This is a genomic window from Arthrobacter psychrolactophilus (assembly GCF_003219795.1).
GTDB classification, from domain to species: Bacteria; Actinomycetota; Actinomycetes; order Actinomycetales; family Micrococcaceae; genus Specibacter; species Specibacter psychrolactophilus.
The window spans coordinates 187,712-210,546 of record NZ_QJVC01000002.1; the positions used below are offsets into that span (position 1 = coordinate 187,712).

A 22,835-nucleotide genomic window follows, 5' to 3' on the forward strand; every position below is an offset into this window, starting at 1 on the left:
TCACTTGTGTAGATGGCATTGAATAAGTATGAATTGGGCTGCTAAGACGCGTTGAGCGCATCTGCGCCCGCAACAATCTCGGAGAGCTCCTGCGTAATCTCAGCCTGGCGGGCGTTGTTACGAAGACGCGTGTACTTCTTGATCAGATCGCTGGCGTTATCGCCGGCAGACTTCATAGCCCGCTGACGTGCCGCGAGCTCGGAAGCTGCGGCCTGCAACAATGCTGAGAAGATGCGAGACTCGATGTACCGCGGCAACAAGGCGTCAAGGACGTCTTCAGCCTGCGGTTCGAACTCGTACAGCGGCAACAGATCGGCCGAGGACTCAACTTCTTCCTCAACAACTTCCAGCGGCAACAGACGAATTACAGTCGGCTCCTGAACAACCATTGACTTGAACTGGGTGTAAACGACATGGATTTCATCCACGCCACCCTCTTCGAAGTCGGTAGCGAAGTCCTGCAACAGGACCTCGCGCAGTTCACGTGCAGTTTCAAATTCCGGGGCGTCGGTTCCACCGGTCCACACCTTGACGTAATCGCGGTCTCGGAAGTCGAAGTACGCCTGAGCCTTGCGGCCGACCAAATAGGTCGAGACGTCCTTGCCTTCTTCGTGCAGCAATTCAATAAGGTGCTCTGCCTGCTTCAAAACGCTGGCGGAGTAGGAACCGGCAAGACCACGGTCTGAGGTCATTACCAATACCGCAGCCCGGCGGATCTGCGCGGGCTCGGTGGTCAGCGGATGATCAACCTCGGACTGGGACGCAACGGCAGAAACGGCACGGGTGATCGCATTGGCATACGGCAATGAAGCCGTGACACGTACACGTGCCTTACCAATGCGGGACGCTGCGATAAGTTCCATCGCCTTGAAGATCTTTTGCATCGACGTGGTCGAAGCGATCTTCTGGCGGTAAACCCGTATCTGGGCTCCCATGTTTGTCCTTTCCTTATCCTTTACTTAGCTTGTCGGCCCTTCACGGGCCGACAAGCTAAGTAAGAAATGGTGTCAGCGTTTCTGCTTGACGATCTTTTCCTGGTCGACTGCTTCAGCGGCAAGCGCATCGAACTCCTCGTGGCCGGCGCCGACCAACTGATCGTCACCTGCTGCGAAGAAGCCCTTCTTGAAGGAGGCGATATTGGACTTGAGCGCGTCAACAGTCGAAGGTTCCAGCAGGTTGGTTTCAGCCAACGTGGTCAGGACCGAGGTCTTGTGGCGCAAGTGCTCGAGGAATTCGCTCTCAAAGCGGAGAACATCCTCGACCGGAACATCGTCCAGGTAACCGTTAGTACCGGCCCAGATGGAAACAACCTGGTTTTCAACCGGGAACGGTGCGTACTGACCCTGCTTGAGCAGTTCCATCAGACGCGCACCACGGGTCAGCTGCTGCTTGGTAGCAGCATCCAGGTCCGAGGCGAACATGGCGAATGCCTGCATGTCGCGGTACTGAGCCAAGTCCAGCTTCAAAGTACCGGCAACCTTCTTCATGGCCTTGACCTGTGCTGCACCACCAACGCGGGAGACAGAGACACCCACGTCAACAGCGGGACGCTGGTTGGCGTTGAAGAGGTCCGACTGGAGGAAGATCTGACCATCGGTGATGGAGATAACGTTGGTCGGAATGTAAGCCGAGACATCGTTAGCCTTGGTTTCAATGATCGGCAAGCCGGTCATTGAACCTGCGCCGAGCTCGTCAGAGAGCTTGGCACAACGTTCCAGCAAACGGGAGTGCAAGTAGAACACGTCACCGGGGTATGCTTCGCGTCCCGGCGGGCGGCGGAGCAACAGTGACACTGCACGGTAAGCTTCAGCCTGCTTGGACAGGTCATCAAACACGATCAGAACGTGCTTGCCACCGTACATCCAGTGCTGGCCAATGGCCGAACCGGCGTAAGGAGCCAAGTACTTGAAACCGGCCGGGTCAGATGCGGGGGAAGCCACGATAGTGGTGTATTCCAGTGCACCGTGATCAGCCAAGGTCTGACGAACAGCAGCGATCGTCGAAGCCTTCTGGCCGATTGCTACGTAAACGCAGCGAACCTGCTTCTTGACATCTCCCGAAGCCCAGTTGGCCTTCTGGTTGATGATGGCGTCAACGGCAAGAGCCGTCTTACCTGTCTGGCGGTCACCAATGATCAGCTGACGCTGGCCACGGCCGATCGGGATCATGGCGTCAATTGCCTTCATACCGGTCTGCAGCGGTTCGTGAACCGACTTGCGCTCGGTAACGCCCGGAGCCTGAAGTTCCAGGGCACGGCGGGTATCGGCTACGATCTCGCCCAGGTCGTCAATCGGCTGACCCAAGGGGTCAACGACGCGGCCAAGGAAGTTATCGCCAACCGGCACGGAGAGGATCTCTCCGGTGCGGTGGACTTGCTGGCCTTCGGCGATGCCGGTGAAGTCGCCAAGGACGACCACGCCGATCTCGCGTGTGTCCAAGTTCTGGGCCAGGCCCAGTGTGCCGTCTTCGAAACGAAGAAGCTCGTTGGCCATGACAGAGGGAAGTCCCTCTACCTTGGCAATGCCGTCACTAGCCGTGGTGACGCGGCCAACCTCGACGCGCTCTGCGTTGCCCGGTTCATAGGACGCTGCGAACTCATTCAAGGCATTCCGGACGTCGTCGGCATTGATGGTCAAGTCGGCCATCTGCAGTCCCTGCTCTCCTAAGTTGTGGCTGCCACCAAAAATATTTTTGGGTGGTGGCAGCCTAAGTGTTTGATTCAGTCTGTTGTGGACTGGCTGTCGAGGAAACTAAATGTTCCCTACACTGCCAACCGGCGACGAAGATCTGACAGTCGCGTGGCTGCGGTTGCGTCAACAACCTCATCCCCTACGACGACCTTGATCCCGCCGACTAATGTCGGGTCGATGTTGACATTGATCTTCAAATCGCGACCATAGAGATTGTTCAAGCCGGCCTGCAGGCGCTTGATCTGCTCAACGCTCAGGTCACGAGTGACACTGACGTAAGCGATCCAACGCTGCTGGCGCTTGGCAACCAATTCCACGAAACGTTGCACCAGAGCCGTGGGCTTGAGCCCACGAGGGGCTGCTACGGCCTGGCGGATCAACAGCGCAGCGACGTCGCCGACCGCAGGAACAACCTTGAGCGCAAGAGCGCTCTTAGCTGCGACCGAGGCCTGGGTATCGTCCAATGCGCGCTGCAGTTCATGACTGGACCCAACAACTCGGATGAACGTGAAGAGTTCTTCTTCAAGCTTGTCCAGGTTGGCAGAGCCGTCACCTTGACCTTCAGCAATCGCGATCGCCGATGTTGCTGCCAAGACTTCCAGTGCATCGCCCAGGTCACGGGCAGAGCTCCAGCGTGAAGCAACCAGTTCCAAGAACACGGTCTGTGCCGGAGCACTGACCTTGCCTGTCAACAGGTTGTTTGCCAGGGCTGCCTTTTCCGCACCCTCACGGGTGGGATCTGTCAGTGCACGGCGCAGGCCAGCGTTGCTGTCCAGAAGCTCCAGAATTGCAAAGAGATCCTGAGCCAGTGCGATCGACGCAGTGCCAAGCTTAGGTTCCAACGACTCCAAAGCCGCTGCCAATGACTTGCTCGATACACCTGCCATTACTTCGATACACCCGCGTTCGACTGGTTTTCCAGGTCAGCCAGGAAGCGCTCGACGACGCGGTTTGAACGCGCATCATCGTTGAGGGCTTCGCCGACGATCTTGCTTGCCAGTGATGTTGCCAAAGTGCCAACCTCGCTACGGAGGGAGTTCACTGCGGCAACACGCTCGGCTTCGATCTGTACCTGAGCCTGAGCGGTGATGCGAGCAGATTCCTCTGCAGCCTTCGCCTTCAGGTCGGCAAGGATCTGGGCGCCTTCTGAACGAGCGGTTTCGCGGATGCTGTTAGCTTCCGTGCGCGCGTCCATCAGCTGAGCCTTGTACTGCTCCAAGAGAGCATTGGCTTCAGCCTGCGCCTCTTCTGCCTTCTCAATCCCGCCTTCGATAGCCTCTACACGATCCGTGTAGGTCTTCTCGAAGGTTGGTGCGATGAATTTCTTCACCACAAAGAGCAGGACAGCGAAAGCTACAGCGGTGACTAGAACTTCCCACCAGTTAGGCAGGAGCGGGTTTGCACCCTCGCTAGCGAGAATTACTGCTGCGGTAACCATTTCTCACTTATCCTTAATCTGATATTCGTCCATGAACAATTCAGCCCCGCAAAAACGGGGACAAGAAGTCTTTGGACTAGACGCCAACGACGAAGGCGAAGACGAGGCCAAGGATAGCCAGTGCTTCTGCAAGGGCGAAGCCAAGCAAAGCGATGGGCTGCAGGATGCGCTGAGCTTCAGGCTGGCGAGCTACACCGTTGATGTAAGCAGCGAAGATCATACCAACACCGATTGCCGAGCCAATTGCGGCCAGGCCGTAGCCAATCATGTTGAGCGAGCCGTGGAGTTCCATTTGGTTCCTTTCAAGATACCGGTCTTAGTGCCGGCAGGTTGTGAGGTGTTTCTTTGAGGGGGAAGCTAGTGGTAATGCGGGGGAAAACGTTTAGTGTGCGTCAGCTTCAAGGCTGCCCTGGATGTAGATCGCGGTCAGCAGCGTAAAGACAAACGCCTGCAGGACCATGATCAGCAATTCCAGGAAGTACATGGCGACTGAGCCAGCGATTACGCCAACGCCGGTGGCGTTGAGCAAGATGCTGTCCTGTTCCATGATCAAGTACTGCGCGCCGCTTCCTGCCAGGACCACAATCATGTGACCTGCCAGCATTGTTGCCATCAAACGCAAGGAGTGCGTCAGCGGGCGAACGATGAAGTTGGAAATGATTTCCAACGGCACAAGCAGCGGCAAGATCCAACCGGGAACACCGGTGGGAACGACTGCCAGCTTGAAGTAGCGGATACCGTGCTTCTGCACACCAACACCGATCCACGTGAAGTAGATGATGAGGGCAATTGCATAAGCGCTACCTGCGTGTGAGAACGAAGGCATCTGCAAGAACGGAATCGCGCCAAAAATGTTATTCAGCAGCACAAATAGGAACACTGAGAAAAGCAGCGGAACCCAGGGGCGGAAATTCTTCTCACCCATGATGTCGCGGCCAACAGTGTTGCGGGCGAAGCTGTAGAAGCCTTCAGCAAAGAACTGGACCCGGCCCGGAACCAGTTTCGGGTTTCGGATCGCAGCCTTAAAGAACCAAGCGATCAAAACCACCGACAAGATGACCATGATCATCTGCTTGCCAAGCCCGGTGCCATATTCGGTCATCCAGGGAAGGACGTCGGGGAGGTGGGTGTCGCTAATCGTCGGTGGAACGAAGCCACCGTCATTCGAGGCCATCGGAAGCGCAAACGCGGTCAACGCGCTGTCCTCTCTGCAGTTTCGGTCATAGGGCAAGTGTGGTGATCCATCACAAGATGGTCAGCACTCTGAGAAGTTCTGATGGTGGCAATCATTGTTGTTTGCCTCCATCTAGGCGGCCATGCCTTTGATGATGCCGGGCCAGAAAGTATCCACACACCGCACCAACAGGTAAGGCAGCGAACAAAATCCAGCCAGTATCCAACAAATTGTCCAGTCCCCACCCTATCAAACCCCAGAGCAGGATTCCGCCAATAATGTAGGTGTAGTCCAGCTTGTCGCCCTGAGACTTCGGCGGAACCACCACATGTTCGGGTTCATTGCCATCAGGCTTCTTAGACGTCATGAGATGACTCCTTCGTGGTGCTTTCGCCGGGCGAAGGCGCACTGGTGGATGTGTGATCTGCCGAACCGTTGGAAGCGTCCTCGTCAAAGAACAAGAAGCGCTGCTTGAGGAAACCGGCAATTTCGCCGGCCTGCCACAACAAGACAGACACAACAGCAGCCCCGGCAAACCAGGGCTTGTTGAGCCAGTCGGGGCTACCTAAGGCGAAGAGAATTGCCGCAAAGCCAACGGCTTTGACTAAGAAGGTCAAGACAAAGACGCCCATGACTGCCGACGGCATTTTCCTGCCAACCAGATGAACCACCACGAGGCTAAGCCCGAAGAAGGTCACCACCAGCAAGGAGCCGAACAAAACACTCAGGACGCCTGCAACATCAGTAAAAATGAAGGCCAGGACAACCATGGCAAGGATGCCAATCCCGCCGAAGAAGAGACATTTTTTCAGGATGCTCAGGCTGGGGCTCACCGTGGGACCGGAGACCGTTAACGAGCCTCGCACAGCGCTATTGCTGGCGCCTTTGTCCTTCATGGGGAACTCCATCATCGGGGAGGGTCCTCGCCTCATGTCCACCCTTCGAGGCTCCGCACAGCGGCTACATGAAAGAAGACATGAAAAGAGGGCAGTGATTGTCACCACCGACAATTCTACACGAGATAGAACTTACAATGTGACGCGCAAGCTACTCCCCCAAGGTGACCCCTCGCCCCGCACGCGATCGCAGGTAGCGTTGGAAGAGCGTCGGCGTGCGCAAGTAACCCAGCACCACGGCGAATCCTGCCGCGGTCGCGATCACCCGCGTCACATTGCCGCCCTCGGCCGCAACAATGCCCAAAACGCTCACCACAATGGTTGCCACGCTCACCACAACGGTGGCCTGGACATGACTCAGGCCTACAATCACCAGGCGCTGGTAGACATGTTGGCGATGCGCCACGTACCAGCGCTCTCCGGCGAGCAGGCGGCGCAGAAACGTCACAAAGGTGTCCGTCAGATAGATCAGGACGGGCGAGAAGATGTATTCCACCGGCACTCCGGCCAGGAAGGCGCACATGGCCGTCACCGCAATCGAGGCGCCCAGCAGGTAACTGCCTACGTCCCCGAGGAAGACCTTGTTTCGGCTCAGATTCCAGGGGAGGAAGCCGGCAAACGCTAGGGCGATGGCGATGCCCACGTACAGCATCCAGCTGTGTCCGCTGATGTAGCCGGCGTAAGCATAGAAGCCACCCACCACTAAGCCATGTGAGCCTGAGATCCCATTGATCCCATCCATGAAGTTGGCCACGTTGATGTAGGCGGCCACCGCGATGGCACCGACCGGAATGAGCCACAATTGCTGCTGTCCCGGATCGAGAATCGCCACGATGGCAGTTGCCACGCCGCCGACCAGCAGCTGCGCTCCGGCCCGCATCTTGATCGGCAGGCCCTTGATGTCTTCAATCCAGCCAATGGCCGAGGCGGCAAGCACGACGCCGAGAATCACCGTCAGCGTCCAGCTCGCCTGATGAGCGTCCCCCGTCTGGGGCAAAAAGATGGCGACGGCAATAGCGGCAGGCAAGGCCACCGCCGTCGTAATTCCCATGCCGCGAATCGTGGGCTGGGTGTGGGAGGAGCGGGCGTTGGGGACGTCAAGAACGCCCGCGCGTGCCAGAAGCGGGCGCACGAACGCCGGCAGGACGAGCGCGAGCACAAGGGCGATGGCGCCAACGGTGATGTAGGCCCAGAGTTCCATCAGGCACCTGCCGCAACGTCGCCGTCGGACTCATCAATGCTGGGCGCCTCAGGACCGGCCTCATCCTTACAGCGCTGGAGCCAGAGCGCCAGGTCAAGATCGCGAGGGTTCAGGGGCTCCGCGTGGGTGTGAGAGATCTTGGGGTGGCTATCCGAGGCCTGAACCTCGTCGTCGCCTGTCAATTGCTCGTGGAGCTTCTCGGAGGGGCGCAGACCGGAGATCTGAATTTCAATCTTGCGGCCCGACATCTCGATCATGCGCTTGGCAACGTCCATAATGCGCACCGGCTCGCCCATGTCAAGGATCAGCACGTCGCCTCCGTGGCCAATAGCTCCGGCCTGGATCACCAGCTGGCAGGCCTCAGGGATCGTCATGAAGAAGCGGGTGATATCCGGGTGCGTCACCGTGACGGGGCCACCGCGGTTGATCTGCTCCGTGAACAACGGGAGCATGGAACCGCGGCTGCCCAGAACGTTGCCGAAACGGACGGAGACATATCGGTTGCCGGTCTCCCCCGCCATCCAGGAGGTCAGCTTCTCGGCGGCACGCTTGGAGTGGCCGAGGGCGGTCGTGGGGCTTGCGGCTTTATCGGTAGAGACGTTGACATACGTTTCCACGCCCACGCTGCGGGCCGCCTGCAAAACATTGAGGGAGCCTAGAACGTTGGTCTTCCAGCCTTCTTGCGGGTACATCTGCAATAAGGGTGCGTGCTTGAGCGCGGCAGCGTGGAAGACAACCTCCGGGCGGCGCTCGGCAAAGATGGTGTTGAGGGATTCGGCGTCGCGGATGTCTGCCAACACCACGTTATGGTCCTCCAGCAGGCCGTTGCCAATGATGGAGAGCTGTGTTTGCTGCAGACCGGATTCGTCACGGTCCAGCATGATGAGTGCGGAGGGGCCAAAGCCATGCAGTTGTCGGCACAGTTCGGAGCCGATAGAGCCACCGGCACCCGTCACGAGGACGCGCTTGCCCCTGACGTAGCCGGCAATCTCATCCACTTCGGTTTCCACGGGTGCGCGACCAATGAGGTCGGCAACATCCATCTCGCGGAAGTCTTTCAGCCCACCCTTGCTGTCGTTGACGTCGGGGCTGAGCATGTCCTGCAACGGCGGCAGCAGCAGCACCTTCACGCCCAGGCCGGAGACACTCTCGGAGATTTCCCGGATCCGCTTCGTGCTTAGATGCGCCATGGCCAAAACAATCACAGTCGACTTGGTGCGCTTGATGATCTCGGGCAGGTTAGATCCGCCGCCCAAAACACCCACCGAACTCAGGCGTAAATGCTTCTTGGTGGGATCGTCATCGATGAGTCCCATGGGAACGTACGGGGATTCCGGGTCTTGCACCATGCGGTGGACCAGGGAGTTACCCAGGAATCCGGCACCATAGATCAAGGTGCGCTGGGCTTCATCACCAAAGGTCGGCTTACCTTCAACGTACAGTCGCTTGGCATACCGCACGGCGGCCATGGTCAACGCGGCAAAGGGGAAGGCAATGACGGCCACAGACCTGGCCACATGCAGTTCACCGATGAAGATCGAGAGCACAATGCTGGTGACAACACACACAATCAACGTCACCGCGATCAGAACACGGGCCTCGTGAATGCTGCCAAAGGTATACCGGCCGCGATACAGCGCCATGTACCAGCCGGCAATCAGCTGGGTTGCCACGGCGATAGCGATTAAAACACCCAGGCCGGCAAAGTTTATGAGCCCAATGTCGAGTTCGTACCGCAGCAACACCGCCAGGAACAAGGCCACAATCCAGGCCAAGGAATCCAAGATCGCCTGTGACCAGAGCCATAGAAGTGGCTTTCGATCGTGGTCCCTGCGCGCAGCTGTGGGGCGTCCGTCTACAGTTATATTGGGGGTATTCAACGTGATTCGTATTTCCGTTTTCTGCCAAGTTGTCTGCGGCGGGGCACTGGTCTCCACGGTGTAACAAGTTGCGGGTAGCTGGCTGTACTAAAGTGGAAGGTACACAAGAATAGTAATCCCTTCCGATGATTACTCACTGTTTAGCCGTGCCGGATGCCGCGCAACGCCGCGTGCTCCACCCGAGAGGATTCCCCTTGACAGATACCGTAGCCGTCGCTGCCGTCACCTTTGACCGGCCCGAGGACGTGCGAACCCTGCTGGGTGCCCTGGCACAGCAAACTCACACGCCGCACGCCATTGCGCTGATCGATTCCGGTACCCAGGATGTGGCCGAGATCGCCGCGGCCGCCCCCGCCGATGTCACGTATGTGCGGTCCCTGGCCAATCTCGGCGGTGCCGGTGGTTTCTCCCTCGCCATCCTGACGGCGATTGCCTCGGGTGCGCAGTGGGTGTGGATCATGGACGACGACGCCCACCCGGAAGACCCAGCGTGCCTGGCAACGCTCTTGGCGGCTGCTAAGTCCCGCAACCTGGACGTCGTCGTGCCCCTCATCGTGGCACCCGGCGAGCCCACCAAACTCTCCTTCCCCTTCCGCATTGACGGCCACCTCACGCACGAGCGTTCCGTCGTTGAGCCGCTCGGCTTCATTGACAACGTAGGCCAGTTCTTCAATGGCGCCTTGATCCGCACCGACGTGTTCTTCAAGGTTGGCCTGCCGGATCTGCGCTTGTTCATCCGTGGCGACGAAACCGACTTCATGCTGCGACTGCGCCAAGCCAAGGTGAAATTTGGCACCGTCACCTCCGTAGCCCTGACCCATCCGGCCGGTTGGGGCGAAGTGCAGGAGGTCCTGGGCGATCGTCTCCACGTGCTCGTTCCGGAAAGCCCCTTCAAGCGTTTCTACTACTACCGCAACCGTGGCTTCCTGACCCGCAAGCACCGCCGCGTGCGCTCCTTCGTCGCCGACGCCGTCGGATACCCCTTGTTCTTCCTGAAAAGGGGCGACGTCAAGGGCCTGGCCAAGTGGCTCAGCACCTATTCTGCGGGACTGCGGGGCGCCAAGTTTGGCCCCATGAAGGACCAGAAATTTTGAGTTTGGGCCGCCGCGAACGGTTCTTCGTCGTCATCACGACCTTCAATAGGGCGGCGTATCTTGCCGATCTCTTGGACTCCGTCGCGGCCTTGAATCCCGCTCCGGACGGGGTCATTGTTGTCAACAACGCCAGCACCGACACCACGGTTTCCGTCATTGACGCCGCCCGCACCCAGCTTGCGGCACTGTCAACCCCCATCCCGGTGATCCACCATGAGTTGGCCGAGAATTCCGGCGGCTCCGGCGGCTTCTCGGCTGGCGTGCAGCGCGCCTTGGACGAGGGTGCGCAGTGGATGTGGCTCATGGACGACGACGTCACGGCAGTCCCCGACGCCATCGGCGCCTTGGGCCCGTGGATGGAAAAATACGACGCCATTGTTGGCCGTCGTTATGACGCAGAAGGTGAACCGTTCTTCTGGCAGAACAATTTCAATACCTTCCTCGGCTTCCCGATGCCCGTCCGCGGTGATGTTTTTGCCACCTCAAACGAATTTGCCACCAATGTTGGCTGTTTCGAGGGCATGCTGCTGCACGCCGACGCGGCCCGCGCCGTGGGCCTGCCGGATCCGCGATTCTTCCTCAACTGGGACGACACGATCTATGGCTGGCAGCTCTCCCTCCAGCGGCCCGTGGTCTACGTCAACGAGTTTGTGCTGCACAAGGCCCGCTCGCAACGCAGCATCGATCTGGGCATCAGGCACCTCAACGACTCCTCCGATCTGAGCCGCTTCTATGTCATGCGCAACCGCGGCCTCGTGGCTCAGTACCTGCGCGCCCACGGTCGCTTCAATCGCGTGGGCTTCGCCCTGGGAACGGCCTTGACGGCGGCCAAGGAGCTTCTGCGTCTCGTCGGCGTTGAGAAGACCCTGCGCGGCAGCAGCCGTCTCTGGGCTGGCTGGCGGGAGTCCCGGACCATCCTGGCTGCCACCGACTTTAAGCCCATGCCTCCCCTGGAAAGCACAAACTAAGATGACGCAGGATTCCAAGAAGCATCGCTGGCTGGTACTGGGCGCCTCGGGTTTTGTTGGCAGTGCCATCGTCGCCGAGCTGCGTCAGCGCGGCGCCCTGGTGACAACTCTCGCGGCCCCACGGCTCAGCAGCTCTGCCACGACGGCAGCGGCGCTTGCTGCCGAGGCTCGAGCCCTCAGCGAGGACCTGCGCCCCGCTCTTGAGCAGGCGGACATTGTCATTAATGCCGCGGGTCTGGCCACGCCAGGCGATGGAGAATCTCCGGCCCTGACGGGTGCTAATGCGCTCCTGCCGGCGTTCCTAGCTCTCGCCGCTCACTCTGCCGGTGTGCACCGCTTTGTGCACCTCAGCAGTGCCTCGGTCCAAGGCCATCGCCGCGTGATCGATGAAAGTAGCAACTGCGCTCCCTTCTCGGCCTATTCGCGTTCAAAGGCCTTGGGCGAGCAGGCCCTGTCCTTGGTGCGTGCCGAGACTTCTCCGACATCGCTTGTGACCATCCGTGCCACCTCCGTGCAAGGCAGCAGCCGGCCCACGACTCGCTCACTGGTCAAGGTGGCGGGATCCCCCATTGCCTCTGTTGCCGCCCCCGGCACGGCGCCGACCCCGGTGAGCTCCATCGATGCCCTGGCATGGTTTGTTGTGGAGACCGGACAGTTTGCCGGTGAGGTTCCGGGACTGGTGCTGCAACCGTGGGAAGGCTTGTCCGTCAGCGACGTCTTGACGGCTGCCGGCGGTCACGCACCCCGCAGACTTCCCCAGTGGCTTTGCCGATTCGTCTTGGCTACGGGATATGTCACCTCAAAGCTGTTGGGCGAACGATTCCACGGCCCCATCCGCCGCGTGGAGCTCATGTGGTTTGGGCAGGAGCAGACCCCGGGCTGGGCAGAATCTGCCGGGCTCGTTCCCCCGTCCGCGGCGGCCAAGCTGCTCGAGAACGCGCGACTGTCGCACTAAACCTCACGCGCCACAGCGCGCTTTAAAAGCGTGAGCGGCGGCCAGCATGATGCCGGCCGCCGCTCCACGAATTACTTTGCGGAGGAGTCTTCCGTGGGTTCGGGAACTTCTTCGGACGCCGTTTCGCTAGCGTCGGCTGCTTCAACGACTTCCTCCGAGGCTTCCTCAGCCTCGTCACTCTTCTCGAGCCTAAGTGCCGGTGCCGCATCTTCTACCGATTCTGCAGACTCAGCCGGTTCATCGGACTTTGTCAGGTTGACCGGTTCCCAAACTTCAGGCTCAACATCCGCACCCAGGACGCTGGGAATCATCTTCTTGATCTCCTCCAGTGAGATCGCACCCTCGCGGACCACCCGCAGGCGCAAGCCCGTGGCATCAACGATCGTGGATGGCACGGGTTCGCTGCCCTCAATCGGACGCATCCCGCCTTCCAGATACACCTCAACAGATTCAGCCAGCTGGCTGCGGGCCTCAGACGCCGACTGCGCCGCCGGCTGACCGCTGCGATTAGCGCTAGAGACGGCCAGAGGGCCGGTGATGGTCAACAGATCCAAGGCCAACTGATCGTCCGGAACACGCAGCGCCACCGTGCCGTGAGTCTCCCCCAGATCCCACGTCAAGGTGGGCTGGGCATGGAAGATCAAGGTCAGCGGGCCGGGCCAGTACTTTTCGGCCAGTTTGCGCGCGTCATCGGAAATGTCGACGGCGAGACCCTCCATGGTGCCAATCCGAGGGATCAACACGGGCGGGGGCATATTGCGTCCCCGGCCCTTGGCTGCCAACAGCGTTGCCACAGCCTGGGCTGAGAAGGCATCCGCGGCGATGCCGTAGACGGTGTCGGTGGGCATGACGATAACCTGTTTGGCGGCAATGGCCTTCTGCGCGTGGGCAAGGCCCTCCGCACGCTGGGCGTCATTCGTGCAGTTATAAGAAGTGGTACTCACAAAGACATTCTTTCATCACGGCGCTCAAAGCGTTGAACGCGACCGTCAAAACCAAAATGTTACTAGCGTCGGAGGCCGCTCGTGGCCCGATCGCGCCCCGTCAGATCAACGTGGGTGCGAACGTTGTCCCAGTTTCCGCTGTCAGAGAGCAGCGCCGCCATTTGTTCGGCCTGTACCTCGGCATGCTCCATGACAAAGAAGCCACCTTGGCGTAGGAGCCGTGCCGCCGTTGCCGCGGCAGCCGTGGGCATCTCCATGCCATCGGCTCCCCCGCCATACAGCGCCATCTGCGGATCGTGCAGCCTGACCTCGAGATCGCGCGGGATGGCGGCGGCCGGAATATACGGCGGGTTGGAGACCACAACATCAACGGTGCCGTTGAGTTCCATCAAGGCATCACGCATATCCCCATGGATGAGTGTTGCGCCCGTCGGCGCGAGATTGCGCTGTGCCCAGGGGAACGCGTCGTCACTCAACTCCACGGCAAAGACCTTGCTACCGGGAACCTCGGTGGCCATGGAGGCGGCAATCGCACCGGAGCCGGTTCCCAGGTCAACGGCAATGAGGTCAGCATCATCACCGCGTTCCTGGCGCAACCGTGCTAATACGTCTATGCCTAGCTGCACCACGGATTCCGTTTCCGGTCGCGGCACAAAAACGCCCTTGCCGACGGCCAGTTCCAGATATCTGAAGTGGGCCACGCCGGTGATGTGCTGGAGCGGTTCCCGGGCGGCACGACGCGCAATCAAGGCGTCGTACCCGGCAGGTGCTACAGCTGTGCCAAATAACATGGCGGCCACTTCTCCCCTGCTCACGCCGAGGAGGTGCGCGGCCAAAAGCTGAGCATCCACCGCCGGTGAGGGTACGCCGGCGGCCGCGAGGGCCGCCGTCGCACTTTTAACCGCATCAGCCAGCAGAATCTCAGTCACCCAAAGCGTCCAAGCGGGCCTGCTCATCCATCTGGATGGCCGACTGCACGACCGGCTCGAGTTCACCGTTCATGACGGTGTCAAGGTTGTAGGCCTTGTAGCCCGTGCGGTGATCGGCGATCCGGTTTTCCGGGTAGTTGTACGTACGGATGCGCTCGGAGCGGTCCATGGTACGAATCTGGGATTTACGCACGGCCGAGTTTTCGGCGTCCACGATGGCCTGCTGGTGAGCCAGGATGCGGGCACGCAGAACACGCATACCGGCTTCACGGTTCTGCAGCTGCGACTTCTCATTCTGCATGGCCACCACGATTCCTGTCGGAAGGTGGGTAATACGGACAGCGGAGTCAGTGGTGTTCACCGACTGGCCACCGGGGCCCGAGGAACGGTAAACATCGATCTTCAGATCGTTCTGGTTGATGTCCACTTCTTCCGGCTCATCAACTTCCGGCAGCACCAGAACACCGGCGGCAGAGGTGTGGATACGTCCCTGAGATTCCGTCGCCGGTACGCGCTGCACGCGGTGCACGCCACCTTCAAACTTCAGGCGCGCAAAGACACCCTCGGCGGGATCGTTAGAGCGACCCTTGACGGCGATGGAAATATCCTTGTAGCCACCCAGATCAGATTCCGTGGCGGAGATGATTTCCGTCTTCCAGCCGCGGTTATCCGCGTAACGGGTGTACATGCGCACCAGGTCGGCGGCGAACAAGGCAGCCTCGTCTCCACCTTCACCGGCCTTGACCTCCAAGATGACATCACGGGCATCGTCAGGATCGCGCGGGATCAACAGGCGGCGCAGCTTCTCCTGGGCGGCAGCAAGCTGCTCCTCCAAGACGGGAACTTCGGCAGCAAATTCAGCATCTTCGGCGGCCATTTCGCGGGCAGCTTCGAGGTCATCGCCGATGCTCTCAACCTGGTGGTAGCCCTCGACGACGTTGCTGAGTTCCGCATAACGGCGCCCAAGCTTGCGTGCCAACGACTGATCCGCATGCACTTCGGGCTCGCTGAGACGCATCTGCAGCTCAGCATGCTCATCAAGGAGCCCGTGGATGGATTCAAACATTTCAAAAACCTCTCTCGACGTACGTCAAGTCTAATTACTTCAACAAGCGCGGGAACACGATGGTAGTTAACGCACAAAACCGCCGTCGTTGTGAAGGCGTCCGCCAAGCGGGCGGGCCCCAACACAACAGAGGCGGTTTCGTGAGGGTAGCTACTTGTCTTGTTCGGCCTTGGAACCCAGGGTGGTCTTCTGGATCTGCATGAGGAACTCGACGTTGGATCCTGTTTCACGGATCTTGGAGGTCAGCAGTTCCAGCGACTGCTGCATTTCCAGGCCCGAGAGCACGCGGCGCAGGCGCCACATGATCTTTACTTCCTCCGGTGAAAGCAAGTTTTCTTCACGACGGGTACCCGAGGCGTTGACGTCAACGGCCGGGAAGATGCGCTTGTCAGCCAACTGGCGTGAGAGACGCAGCTCCATGTTACCGGTACCCTTGAACTCCTCGAAGATGACCTCGTCAGCCTTGGAACCGGTTTCCACCAGAGCCGTGGCCAAGATGGTCAGCGAGCCGCCGTTTTCAATGTTGCGAGCGGCACCGAAGAAGCGCTTCGGCGGGTAGAGCGCTGCCGAGTCAACACCACCGGAGAGGATACGTCCCGAGGACGGTGCGGAGTTGTTGTAGGCACGGCCCAGACGGGTCATGGAGTCCAAGAGGACCACCACGTCCATGCCCATCTCTACGAGGCGCTTGGCGCGTTCGATCGAGAGCTCGGCAACCTGAGTGTGGTCATCGGCGGGGCGGTCGAAGGTGGAGGCAATAACCTCACCCTTGACGGTGCGCTGCATGTCGGTGACTTCTTCGGGGCGTTCGTCAACCAGGACCATCATGAGGTGAACCTCAGGGTTGTTGATCGTGATGGCGTTGGCGATGGACTGCAGGATCAGGGTCTTACCGGCCTTGGGCGGGGACACGATCAGGCCACGCTGGCCCTTACCGATCGGGGCCACGAGGTCGATAACACGGGGTCCGACCTTCTTGGGGTCGGTTTCCAGGCGCAGACGCTCGGAGGGGTACAGCGGAACCAGCTTGGAGAACTCAACACGGTCCTTGAGTTCATCCGGGTTCTTGCCGTTGACGCTCGTGACGCGCACCAGGGCGTTGAACTTCTGGCGGGCGCTCTGGGCGTTGCTGCGGTCTTCGCCTTCGCGCGGTGCACGGATGGCACCGACGACGGCGTCACCCTTACGCAGGTTGTACTTCTTGACCTGGGAAAGGGAGACGTAAACGTCGTTCGAGCCGGGGAGGTAACCGGAGGTGCGCACGAAGGCGTAGTTCTCCAGGATGTCCAAGATACCGGCTACGGGCAGCAGGACGTCGTCCTCGGTGACCTCGGTGTCGTCGAAGTCCGGGCCCTGGGTGCGGCCGCGGCGACGCTCGTTGCGGTCACGGAAACGGTCGTTACGATCGTTGCGGTTGTTGTTGCCGCTGCGATCATTGCGGTCGTTGCGCTCGGATGATTCGTTGCCGTTGCGGTCACGACGGTTGCGGCGGTTGCGGTTGTTGCGCGAGCCGTCTTCGTCGTCGTTGTTGCCAGCGTTGGCGTTGCCGTTATTCTGCCCGCGGTCATTGCGTTCATTGGCATTGCGTTCACCAGCATTGCGCTCACCGGAGTTGCGCTGGTTGCGGTTGTTGCGCTGGCTGCGGTTTCCGCGTTCAGCGTTCTCGCCCTCAGCGGCATTTTCGCCCTGCGGAGCCTGGCTCGCGTCAGCGTTCTCGGCCGGGGCCGACTCGACGGCTGCTGCAGAGTCGGCGGCAGCTTCCTGCTGGCGTCCACCACCCTGAGCGCGACGGTTGTTACGAGTGCGCGAGCGGCGGTTTTCGCCGTCGTTCTCGGAGGAGTTCTGCGTTGCGTTATCAGCAGCGGAAGGCTCGACGGCGGCCGGCTCGGCGGCCTGCGCGGGCGCTTCCTGGGCCACGGCGGGAGCACCGGTGGTGATGATGCCATCGCTGCTGGCGGCGCGTCGGCTACGGCCACGGCCACGTGCCGGGCGTTCGGTAGCGGCAGGAGTTTCGCTGTCAGCGGCAACAGCCGGCTCGGCGTCCTTCTTGGCCACGGCGCCACGCTTGGCGGGAGCCTTGGTCTCTGCAGCCTTGGTATCTACCGCCTTGTCCTCGGACGCCTTGGCGCCGCGGGCGGGACGATCGGCGACTGAGGAACCACGCTGGTGGGCGGAAATTGCATCAACAAGATCACCCTTGCGCATCCGTGAGCCACCGGTGATTCCCAGCTGACCAGCCAGAATCTGCAGCTGAGCCAACTTCAAGCCGGCCAGTCCTGCAGATTTTGCGGGTGCGCTCGTTGCGGCAGTGTTCAAATCAGCGGCCTGGGGGGCAGCTGAAGTTACGGTTTCGGTCACGAAGGATCCTTCCCCCTCGATGGCGGGCCCAATTCTTGGGGCCGCGATGAATTAGTGTCAGAGTTCCATGTGCTGCCGCACTGGCTGGGCATGGAGGATTCTGAGGTTCCATTTCCCTTGCCACAGAATTGGCGGGTGCAGGAGATGGTGTGGTTCGCTCTTGAAATCAGGTCTCAAATGGGCGTGATCCTAGGATCAATTTGGCGGCTGCCAGACATTGATCCAGCGGTCACCGCACACGATAGTGCGGGCCGTTAAGAGCGGCGTCGAGGCTCAAATAAACATTGTTCATATCCCTAGCCGGTTAAGATCAGCCAGCAACGCGGGAAAGTGTTTATGAACCAGTTTGCATTTCCACTTTAGCACCTTCAAGGTCAACCTGAAGCCGCAAAACCCGCCAAGACACGCCGTGTTCGGCGGTTTCTCCCAGTTCCGGGATGCGCGAGAGGATCTCATCGGCTTGCGCGTCACCGTTGGCGAGCACCATGACGGTGGGGCCGGCACCGGAAATGAAGGCGGCAAAGCCCTCCGCGCGTAGCGCAGAGACGAGTCCTGCGCTGCCGGGCATGGCCTCGGCGCGGTAATCCTGGTGCAGGTAGTCGCGGGTTCCCGCGAGCAACAGTGAGGGGTCGTTGATCAGAGCGTGCATGAGCAACGCCGAACGTCCGGAGTTGGCCGCTGCATCGGCGTGCGGCACGGTGGCGGGCAGCATGCCACGGGCCCGTTCGGTTTTAAGTTCCACATCGGGAATGGCCACTACCGGAACAACCAGGCTCGACGGCGTGACCTTGGCACTTGCGTACCTCGCGCCGTCGCCCGTTTCGCTCTCATCCCAGGAGACGGCCACGGCACCAAAGATGGCCGGGGCAACGTTATCGGGGTGGCCCTCGAGCTCAGAGGCGAGCTGGAGGACCCAGGCTTTGTCCTGCCGGTCCGCTACGGCAACCAGGGCGTTGGCTGCCATGATGGCTGCCACGATCGCCGAGGCCGAGGAACCCAGTCCGCGGCCGTGCGGCAAGACATTTTCCGCCGTGACGCGCAGGCCCACGCGGGTGTAGCCCAGACGGGCCCAGGCGGTGTCCATGGTCTTAACCACGAGGTGGCTGGCGTCGCGGGGTAGATCCGCCACGCCTTCCCCGCTCAGTTCAAACTCCAAACCGGGAGCATCTAAAACCGTGATGCTCAAGGTGTCGTACAGCGAAACCGCCAGACCCAGCGAATCAAAGCCGGGGCCCAAGTTGGCGCTGGTTCCGGGAACACGCACCGTGGCGGTGGCCCCGGAGACGGGAGTTTTCAAAAGCGGGGAAGTCATGGTGGACCCTGTCATGATGAGGTGCTGCTAGTCCGTCAGACCAAGAGCGTCGGCAACGGTAACGACGTCGTAAGGAACCGACTTGGGTTCCGCGGCGCTGCCATCGGCGTTCTTCAGGGCCCAATCCGGGTCCTTCAGGCCGTGGCCCGTGACGGTGATGACGAAGGTCTTGCCCGAGGGCACCTGACCTGCTGCGTGCTTCTTGATCAAACCGGCAACGCCTGCTGCCGAGCCGGGCTCGACGAAGACGCCTTCCTTGGCGGAGAGCCAGCGGTGTGCGGCAAGAATTTCTTCATCCGTAACGGCCTCGATGAGGCCACCCGACTCGTCGCGTGCCGCAATGGCCATATCCCACGATGCCGGGTTACCGATGCGGATGGCCGTAGCGATCGTGTCGGGTTCGGTGATGGGGTGACCGGCCACGAAGGGAGCCGCGCCGGCAGCCTGGAAGCCCCACATGATGGGGGTGTGGGTGGAAACTGCCGGCAAGGTGCCAGCCGTTGCCGACTCGTACGGAGCCGCGTATTCGCGGTAGCCACGCCAGTAAGCGCTGATGTTACCTGCGTTGCCAACGGGCAGCACGTGGTAATCAGGGGCATCGCCCAAAGCGTCGACAACCTCGAAGGCGCCGGTCTTCTGACCCTCAATACGGGCCGGGTTGACCGAGTTCACAAGGAACACCGGGTAGGAATCGGCGAGCTTACGGGCTACGTCCAAGCAGTTGTCGAAGTTACCGTCAACCTGCAAGATCGTGGCGCCATGCGCCACGGCCTGGCTGAGCTTGCCCATGGAGATTTTGCCCTCGGGCACCAGAACAGCACACGTCAGGCCGGCAGCCTTAGCGTAGGCAGCAGCCGACGCCGAGGTGTTACCGGTCGAGGCGCAGACAACAGCCTTAGCACCGGCGGCAACAGCGGCCGTCATAGCCATGGTCATGCCACGGTCCTTGAAGGAGCCGGTAGGGTTCATGCCCTCGACCTTCAAGTAAACCTTGGATCCGGTCAACGCGGAGAGCTGCTGGGCGTACACCAACGGTGTGCCACCCTCACCCAAGGTGATGATCTTGGTTTCTGCCGTTACGGGCAAACGTTCTGCATATTCGCGGACTACCCCGCGCCACTGATGAGCCATTAGACTCCCTCCACCCTCAAGACACTCGTTACTGAATTTATGACGTCCAGGCCCTTGATGGCCTCGACGGTTGCTGCCAAGGCAGCCTCACCGGCACGGTGGGTGACAATGCGCAGCTCGGCGGAACCGGGCCCCTCATTTTCGGTGTGCTCACGGTGCACGGTCTGACGCATCGATTCGATCGAGACGCCGTTCTCCGCGAAAAGGGCTGAAATCTTTGAAAGAACGCCGGGCTGATCCGCCGCATCCAGGTGGATGTAGTACTGCGTGGACACCGCATCGATGGGCAGCACCGGCAGGACCTCAATCGTGGAATCCGTGCGGCCGGGGCCGCCCAGAACCAAACGACGAGCAGCGGAGACCACATCGCCCATGACGGCCGACGCTGTGGGCGAGCCACCCGCGCCACGACCGTAGAACATGAGCTCTCCGGCGGACTCGGCCTCAACAAACACAGCATTGAAGGCGCCGCGCACGGCGCCCAAGGGGTGCTCACGAGGCAATAAGGTGGGGTGCACGCGGACGCTGACGCCGCCGTCGAGCTTCTCGGCAATAGCCAAAAGCTTGATGACATAGCCGGCATCCTTGGCCGCGGCAATATCCGTGGCCGTGACGCCCGTGATGCCCTCGCAGTGCACATCCTCCAGCGCGTAGCGGGTGTGAAAGGCGAGCGAGGCCAAGATGGCGCCCTTGGCAGCGGCGTCATGACCTTCGATGTCGGCCGTGGGATCCGCTTCGGCATAGCCCAGGCGCGTGGCCTCGGCCAGGGCGTCGGAGAACTCGGCGCCCGTGGAATCCATGGCGTCGAGGATGAAGTTCGTGGTGCCATTGACGATGCCCATGACGCGGGTGATCTTGTCCCCGGCCAGGGAGTCGGTGATGGGACGCAGGATCGGGATGGCTCCGGCGACAGCAGCCTCGTAGGAGAGCTGCACACCCGCGGCATCAGCCTTCTCGTACAAGGCGGGACCGTCAACGGCCAGCAGCGCCTTGTTACCGGTGACAACGGTTGCCCCGTGCTCAATGGCTTCCAGAATCAGCGTGCGCGCCGGCTCCAGACCACCCATGAGCTCGATGACAATGTCGGCTCCGCGCACCAACGCCGAGGCGTCCGTGGTGTACAGGGCCTGCGGCGCTGCATACTCGCGGGGCGCGTCGACGTTGCGGACCGCAATGCCCACGAGCTCCAGGCGGGCACCTGTGCGGGCCGCCAGGACATCGCTGTCTTCAAGCAGAATCCGGGCAACTTGCGAGCCCACATTTCCGGCGCCAAGGAGCGCTACTTTCAGGGTCTTGATATTGGCGGACACATCAGTGTCCACGGTGTTGCGCTCTGTCAAAGGTCTCTAGGCCCCTAAATCGCGTGCCAGCAAATCGTCTTCTGTTTCGCCCCGCACAATCAAGCGTGCGGTGCCGTTTGATACGGCGACGACGGGCGGACGAGGCACGTAGTTGTAGTTGCTGGCAAGTGCCCAGCAGTACGCGCCTGTTCCGGGAACTGCAAGCAAATCCCCGGCCGCCACGTCATTGGGCAGATATACATCTCTAACAACAATGTCCCCACTCTCGCAATGTTTGCCCACTACTCGGGACAAAGCGGGAGCCTCTGCGGAGCTGCGATTGGCCACAATTGCCGAATAATCAGCCTCATATAGCACAGGGCGGGCGTTATCGCTCATGCCGCCATCGACCGACACATAACGACGCGGAGCCGTCACACCCTCCTGACCGTCGACCTCAACCTGCACGGTTTTCAAGGTGCCGGTCTCGTACAGCGTGAACGTGGTGCTGCCAACGATCGCCCGTCCCGGCTCGATCGAGATGCGCGGGGCGCTCATGCCTAATTCTGCGCACGTTTCGCGCACGACGGCGGCCATCGCCGCCGCGACCTCGGCAGCTGGGCGCGGCGCGTCGACAGACGTGTAGGCAATTCCGTAGCCACCACCCAGGTCCAGTTCCGGCAAGGTGATGCCGTAGCTTTCCTGGATCTTGTGGGTGAAGGCCAACAGTTTGCGGGCCGCGATCTCAAAGCCCTCGGCTTCAAAGATCTGCGAGCCAATATGCGCGTGGAAGCCCAGGAAGTTAATGCTCGCCGTTTCCACAGCCAGCTTCGCGGCAGCTTCGGCCGCGCTCATGCCGGGCGCCTCAGGATCCTCGGCAATGAAGGACAGGCCAAACTTCTGGTCCTCGTGGGCCGTGGCGATTGATTCATGCGTGTGGGCGTGCACGCCGGGGGTCAGGCGCAACATGACATTGGCCTGCTCCCCTCGTGCTGCCGCAAGGTCTCCGACGCGTCGGAGTTCGTGCAGGCTGTCCACCACAATGCGGCCCAGACCCATGTCAATGGCCTGGTTGATCTCCGCGGCCGACTTGTTATTGCCGTGCAGACCCAGGTTTTCACCCTTCAATCCGGCCCGCTTAGCCACGGCCAATTCGCCGCCGGAGCAGGTATCGAGGCGCAAACCTTCCGAGTCAACCCAACGGGCCACCTCGGTCGACAAAAACGCCTTGCCTGCGTAGTACACGTCCACGCCGCCGCAAATATCCGCAAAGGCTGCATCAAATGCATCCTTAAAGGTGCGGGCCCGGAGCCGGAAGTCGTCTTCACTCATGACGAACAGCGGCGTGCCAAACTGAGCCTTCAGCTCGCTCACGCTCACCCCGCTGATGGTGAGTTCACCGCTGTGTCCGCGTTCGACGTCGTGCGCCCACATGGCGGGCACCACCTCATTGACGTCTCCCGCGGCAGGCAACCACTCGGGGGCCAGCTCGGCGCCGGCAACGTGTACGTGGTTCATT

21 protein-coding genes are annotated in these 22,835 nt (G+C 60.7%); 3 read left to right on the forward strand and 18 right to left on the reverse strand.

All coding sequences use genetic code 11. The features are described 5' to 3' along the window. Positions 1-41 precede the first annotated feature (41 nt). The 10 genes from CVS30_RS03220 to CVS30_RS03265 form a co-directional block, all read right to left on the reverse strand. A complete protein-coding gene (locus CVS30_RS03220) occupies positions 42-935 on the reverse strand; it encodes a F0F1 ATP synthase subunit gamma (RefSeq protein WP_110483868.1) in 894 nt (297 codons plus the stop codon). Between the two features lie 72 nt (positions 936-1,007). Beyond that, positions 1,008-2,645: a F0F1 ATP synthase subunit alpha gene (gene atpA / locus CVS30_RS03225; protein WP_110483869.1), complete on the reverse strand. Its 1,638-nt coding sequence runs from the start codon at positions 2,643-2,645 to the stop codon at positions 1,008-1,010. Positions 2,646-2,761: 116 nt separating this feature from the next. Further along, positions 2,762-3,577: a F0F1 ATP synthase subunit delta gene (locus CVS30_RS03230; RefSeq protein ID WP_110483870.1), complete on the reverse strand. Its 816-nt coding sequence runs from the start codon at positions 3,575-3,577 to the stop codon at positions 2,762-2,764. Further along, positions 3,577-4,128: a F0F1 ATP synthase subunit B gene (locus CVS30_RS03235; RefSeq protein ID WP_110483871.1), complete on the reverse strand. Its 552-nt coding sequence runs from the start codon at positions 4,126-4,128 to the stop codon at positions 3,577-3,579. Before CVS30_RS03235 ends, CVS30_RS03230 begins: the two co-directional genes overlap by 1 nt. A gap of 76 nt (positions 4,129-4,204) precedes the next feature. Further along, positions 4,205-4,420 carry an ATP synthase F0 subunit C gene (locus tag CVS30_RS03240; RefSeq protein WP_038463392.1) on the reverse strand — a complete coding sequence of 72 codons (216 nt, stop codon included), beginning with the start codon at positions 4,418-4,420 and terminating at the stop codon, positions 4,205-4,207. Between the two features lie 90 nt (positions 4,421-4,510). Then, on the reverse strand, positions 4,511-5,323 hold the full coding sequence (gene atpB, locus CVS30_RS03245; RefSeq protein WP_245934407.1) for a F0F1 ATP synthase subunit A: 813 nt from the start codon (positions 5,321-5,323) through the stop codon (positions 4,511-4,513). 91 nt (positions 5,324-5,414) lie between these two features. Further along, complete coding sequence (locus CVS30_RS03250) at positions 5,415-5,669, reverse strand: hypothetical protein (RefSeq protein ID WP_110483872.1); 255 nt, start codon at positions 5,667-5,669, stop codon at positions 5,415-5,417. After that, positions 5,659-6,198 (reverse strand): Cg1360 family ATP-synthase-associated protein, encoded by a 540-nt coding sequence (locus CVS30_RS03255; protein WP_110483873.1) that lies wholly within the window; start codon positions 6,196-6,198, stop codon positions 5,659-5,661. The genes CVS30_RS03250 and CVS30_RS03255 overlap by 11 nt, the downstream gene beginning before the upstream one ends. A 151-nt stretch (positions 6,199-6,349) precedes the next feature. After that, positions 6,350-7,399 (reverse strand): MraY family glycosyltransferase, encoded by a 1,050-nt coding sequence (locus tag CVS30_RS03260; protein ID WP_110483874.1) that lies wholly within the window; start codon positions 7,397-7,399, stop codon positions 6,350-6,352. Next, positions 7,399-9,183 (reverse strand): polysaccharide biosynthesis protein, encoded by a 1,785-nt coding sequence (locus CVS30_RS03265; protein ID WP_245934408.1) that lies wholly within the window; start codon positions 9,181-9,183, stop codon positions 7,399-7,401. The genes CVS30_RS03260 and CVS30_RS03265 overlap by 1 nt, the downstream gene beginning before the upstream one ends. A 290-nt stretch (positions 9,184-9,473) precedes the next feature. Between CVS30_RS03265 and CVS30_RS03270 the strand changes: the two genes are divergently transcribed. The 3 genes from CVS30_RS03270 to CVS30_RS03280 are packed head-to-tail and all read left to right on the forward strand — an operon-like array spanning position 9,474 to position 12,296. Beyond that, positions 9,474-10,373: a glycosyltransferase family 2 protein gene (locus tag CVS30_RS03270; protein WP_110483876.1), complete on the forward strand. Its 900-nt coding sequence runs from the start codon at positions 9,474-9,476 to the stop codon at positions 10,371-10,373. Beyond that, a complete protein-coding gene (locus tag CVS30_RS03275; RefSeq protein WP_181419675.1) occupies positions 10,370-11,341 on the forward strand; it encodes a glycosyltransferase in 972 nt (323 codons plus the stop codon). The genes CVS30_RS03270 and CVS30_RS03275 overlap by 4 nt, the downstream gene beginning before the upstream one ends. Position 11,342: 1 nt before the next feature. Then, positions 11,343-12,296, forward strand: a complete 954-nt coding sequence (locus CVS30_RS03280; protein WP_110483878.1) for an NAD-dependent epimerase/dehydratase family protein — start codon at positions 11,343-11,345, stop codon at positions 12,294-12,296. A gap of 71 nt (positions 12,297-12,367) precedes the next feature. Here CVS30_RS03280 and CVS30_RS03285 read toward each other — a convergent pair whose 3' ends face one another. The 8 genes from CVS30_RS03285 to lysA all read right to left on the reverse strand — a co-directional run bounded on the left by CVS30_RS03285 (position 12,368) and on the right by lysA (position 22,834). After that, on the reverse strand, positions 12,368-13,240 hold the full coding sequence (locus CVS30_RS03285; protein WP_110483879.1) for an L-threonylcarbamoyladenylate synthase: 873 nt from the start codon (positions 13,238-13,240) through the stop codon (positions 12,368-12,370). A gap of 62 nt (positions 13,241-13,302) precedes the next feature. After that, a complete protein-coding gene (prmC, locus tag CVS30_RS03290; RefSeq protein WP_110483880.1) occupies positions 13,303-14,196 on the reverse strand; it encodes a peptide chain release factor N(5)-glutamine methyltransferase in 894 nt (297 codons plus the stop codon). Beyond that, entirely contained in the window at positions 14,162-15,235 is a 1,074-nt protein-coding gene (gene prfA, locus CVS30_RS03295; protein WP_110483881.1) for a peptide chain release factor 1, read from the reverse strand. Before prfA ends, prmC begins: the two co-directional genes overlap by 35 nt. A 150-nt stretch (positions 15,236-15,385) precedes the next feature. Further along, the gene (gene rho / locus CVS30_RS03300; RefSeq protein WP_110483882.1) at positions 15,386-17,593 is read right to left on the reverse strand and encodes a transcription termination factor Rho; all 2,208 of its coding nucleotides are present in this window, start codon (positions 17,591-17,593) and stop codon (positions 15,386-15,388) included. A 334-nt stretch (positions 17,594-17,927) separates the two neighbouring features. After that, entirely contained in the window at positions 17,928-18,905 is a 978-nt protein-coding gene (gene thrB / locus CVS30_RS03310) for a homoserine kinase (RefSeq protein ID WP_245934410.1), read from the reverse strand. Positions 18,906-18,932: 27 nt separating this feature from the next. Continuing rightward, positions 18,933-20,036 carry a threonine synthase gene (gene thrC / locus CVS30_RS03315; protein ID WP_110483885.1) on the reverse strand — a complete coding sequence of 368 codons (1,104 nt, stop codon included), beginning with the start codon at positions 20,034-20,036 and terminating at the stop codon, positions 18,933-18,935. Continuing rightward, positions 20,036-21,334, reverse strand: coding sequence for a homoserine dehydrogenase (locus CVS30_RS03320; RefSeq protein WP_110484117.1), 1,299 nt, complete (start codon positions 21,332-21,334; stop codon positions 20,036-20,038). The genes thrC and CVS30_RS03320 overlap by 1 nt, the downstream gene beginning before the upstream one ends. 48 nt (positions 21,335-21,382) lie before the next feature. Beyond that, positions 21,383-22,834, reverse strand: a complete 1,452-nt coding sequence (gene lysA / locus CVS30_RS03325) for a diaminopimelate decarboxylase (RefSeq protein ID WP_110483886.1) — start codon at positions 22,832-22,834, stop codon at positions 21,383-21,385. Position 22,835: the final 1 nt, after the last annotated feature.

Bases quoted from the DNA above. Each gene is read 5' to 3' on its own strand.
- CVS30_RS03260 (WP_110483874.1), bottom strand. From the start codon at position 7,399: ATGGAACTCTGGGCCTACATCACCGTTGGCGCCATCGCCCTTGTGCTC.
- CVS30_RS03240 (WP_038463392.1), bottom strand. From the start codon at position 4,420: ATGGAACTCCACGGCTCGCTCAACATGATTGGCTACGGCCTGGCCGCA.
- prmC (WP_110483880.1), bottom strand. From the start codon at position 14,196: ATGAGCAGGCCCGCTTGGACGCTTTGGGTGACTGAGATTCTGCTGGCT.
- CVS30_RS03220 (WP_110483868.1), bottom strand. From the start codon at position 935: ATGGGAGCCCAGATACGGGTTTACCGCCAGAAGATCGCTTCGACCACG.
- CVS30_RS03230 (WP_110483870.1), bottom strand. From the start codon at position 3,577: ATGGCAGGTGTATCGAGCAAGTCATTGGCAGCGGCTTTGGAGTCGTTG.
- prfA (WP_110483881.1), bottom strand. From the start codon at position 15,235: ATGTTTGAATCCATCCACGGGCTCCTTGATGAGCATGCTGAGCTGCAG.
- atpA (WP_110483869.1), bottom strand. From the start codon at position 2,645: ATGGCCGACTTGACCATCAATGCCGACGACGTCCGGAATGCCTTGAAT.
- thrB (WP_245934410.1), bottom strand. From the start codon at position 18,905: ATGACTTCCCCGCTTTTGAAAACTCCCGTCTCCGGGGCCACCGCCACG.
- lysA (WP_110483886.1), bottom strand. From the start codon at position 22,834: ATGAACCACGTACACGTTGCCGGCGCCGAGCTGGCCCCCGAGTGGTTG.
- CVS30_RS03280 (WP_110483878.1), top strand. From the start codon at position 11,343: ATGACGCAGGATTCCAAGAAGCATCGCTGGCTGGTACTGGGCGCCTCG.
- CVS30_RS03255 (WP_110483873.1), bottom strand. From the start codon at position 6,198: ATGAAGGACAAAGGCGCCAGCAATAGCGCTGTGCGAGGCTCGTTAACG.
- CVS30_RS03250 (WP_110483872.1), bottom strand. From the start codon at position 5,669: ATGACGTCTAAGAAGCCTGATGGCAATGAACCCGAACATGTGGTGGTT.
- thrC (WP_110483885.1), bottom strand. From the start codon at position 20,036: ATGGCTCATCAGTGGCGCGGGGTAGTCCGCGAATATGCAGAACGTTTG.
- CVS30_RS03235 (WP_110483871.1), bottom strand. From the start codon at position 4,128: ATGGTTACCGCAGCAGTAATTCTCGCTAGCGAGGGTGCAAACCCGCTC.